Origin of the sequence: Alicyclobacillus sp. SP_1, from assembly GCF_024706985.1 — a bacterium.
Classification (GTDB): Bacteria; Bacillota; Bacilli; order Alicyclobacillales; family Alicyclobacillaceae; genus Alicyclobacillus_I.
Map to the genome: position 1 here is coordinate 1 of NZ_JAMCCX010000095.1, position 1,707 is coordinate 1,707.

Consider the following 1,707-nt stretch of genomic DNA (forward strand, 5'->3'; position numbering starts at 1 on the left):
TCCATGGCCTACGCATACTACGCACTCAACGGCGAATACCCGACTGATTTCTCAAATCCTCCGACCGTTGAAGAACCTACCTTGACTTGCGAAGGTTCCTTTAATCCTAACGTCCCGTGCCCGTGTTCGTCTAGTTCAGGTAGTTGCTCCTTCCCATCCAGTTCGCCAACGTCATGCAGTAGCAATCAGCAAACATTTATCAATAACTACCTCGGTTCTGCAGAAACTGCATCCAGTCAAACGGGTTTGCCTGTGAGTTTTATACTTGGACATTGGGGGCTTGAGACAGCTTGGGGAACATCAGCAGGGTTACCGAGCTGTAACAATCCGGGCAATCTTGTCGTGTCAGGCCAACCAACGTGTACTACATGTGGAGGTTGCGGGGTCTCATCATTCTCAACACTGGCCGATGGTGTCGATGCCTACATTTCAGCTATGAACAATAAATACGCATTTGTGAAATGGGCATATGACAATTACGGCCTTGAAGAAGCAGCAAAGGCTCTGGGAGCAGGTTGTGAGCCTGCTTCTGGATACTCAAGCGATATTTATGCAACAGGTCGATATAACGGTGTTTCCTGTAACGGGGAAGCAGTAGACAACAATTGTTATATAAGTTCTACAGCTTCCGGAAATGGGCAGGATTACAGTGTGTGTGCTCCTGTCGTTTCAAATGATGACTGCGATGGGTGTAATGGATGCGGTTATGTTGGTTGTAGTCTATATGAGACAATTACAACAAGTTGCTTATCTCCGTATAACTGTGTGACCTAATATTAATCAATCAGCAAGCTCTTTGTATTTTTAAAAGAGCTTGCTGATTGATTAATATTTTATAGGATTCTCCCATTGGGGCCACTCTATTTGCGAAGGCCACCAATACTTTCCTCCACCAGTAGGAGTCCCATATGTCTTTAATGTGTAGCCAGGCAGATTAGAAACTAGCTTCATTGCCTTCCCTTGAACCGATTGTTCAATGTTTTGTATAAGCTCTGTATCTAAATGCCGTTCGCTTTTTGGAGCGTATTGTAACATTACGGAAGAGACCTTGGGGGCATATTTTTTTACATCATCTGAAATTGAATTAGGAGCAAAAACTGGACCTACCTGTTTCAGGTATTGAACAGCATAAATAACTTTCAACATCGATTGACTAAATAAATAGACACTCTGTTCCTTGTTTGTTTTTGGTGTGCTCTGTGTTTCATTAGAGGTAATTGTCTTTGTCGAGTTAGTTTCAGCAGAGCTATTTAATGACGTTGATGAATTTGTTTTATTTTGGGCATTCTCTGTATTTGTAGTTTTCGTCGTCATTACGCCATTCGTTAAATTACTCGCATGAGCCGAGCCTGAACTGACTCCACCACCAGTCCCACATCCCGTCACGGTCAAGCACGTCAACGCCAGAGCAGCTGCGCTAACTCCCCAAAGTCGTTTTTGCATCGTCACCACTCCTCGTAGGTTATTGTATGCGGTTTCCAATCATCCGTCCACCCCCTCAAATATATCAGTTTATGGGAATATGACAGATCTCGCAGACCGCTCCCAGTCCAACGGTGCCAGCATCGGCTCATCCCAAGCTGGTTCCGGAACGCGTTCTCGCTTGGCCCGGTAGGCCGCAGCAGCCGTCCGGTGCTTTGGGAGCAGGCTGTGTAGTGCTGCAATCACGTTACCTTCGTGAACGGTCATGCGCGGAGACCTCCTATC

At 45.8% G+C, this 1,707-nt stretch carries 3 protein-coding genes; 1 reads left to right on the forward strand and 2 read right to left on the reverse strand.

Going from position 1 to position 1,707, the window contains the following annotated elements; translation table 11 throughout:
• Window positions 1–3: 3 nt before the first annotated feature.
• The gene (locus M4I36_RS16950; protein WP_374986520.1) at window positions 4–774 is read left to right on the forward strand and encodes a glucosaminidase domain-containing protein; all 771 of its coding nucleotides are present in this window, start codon (window positions 4–6) and stop codon (window positions 772–774) included.
• 51 nt (window positions 775–825) lie between these two features.
• On the opposite strand, the gene M4I36_RS16160 is transcribed toward M4I36_RS16950, so the two are convergent.
• Window positions 826–1,443 (reverse strand): hypothetical protein, encoded by a 618-nt coding sequence (locus M4I36_RS16160; RefSeq protein WP_258112795.1) that lies wholly within the window; start codon window positions 1,441–1,443, stop codon window positions 826–828.
• A gap of 69 nt (window positions 1,444–1,512) precedes the next feature.
• Window positions 1,513–1,707: hypothetical protein (locus M4I36_RS16165; protein ID WP_258112796.1), on the reverse strand; the 195-nt coding region annotated here is incomplete at its 5' end.

Bases quoted from the DNA above. Each gene is read 5' to 3' on its own strand.
- M4I36_RS16950 (WP_374986520.1), top strand. From the start codon at position 4: ATGGCCTACGCATACTACGCACTCAACGGCGAATACCCGACTGATTTC.
- M4I36_RS16160 (WP_258112795.1), bottom strand. From the start codon at position 1,443: ATGCAAAAACGACTTTGGGGAGTTAGCGCAGCTGCTCTGGCGTTGACG.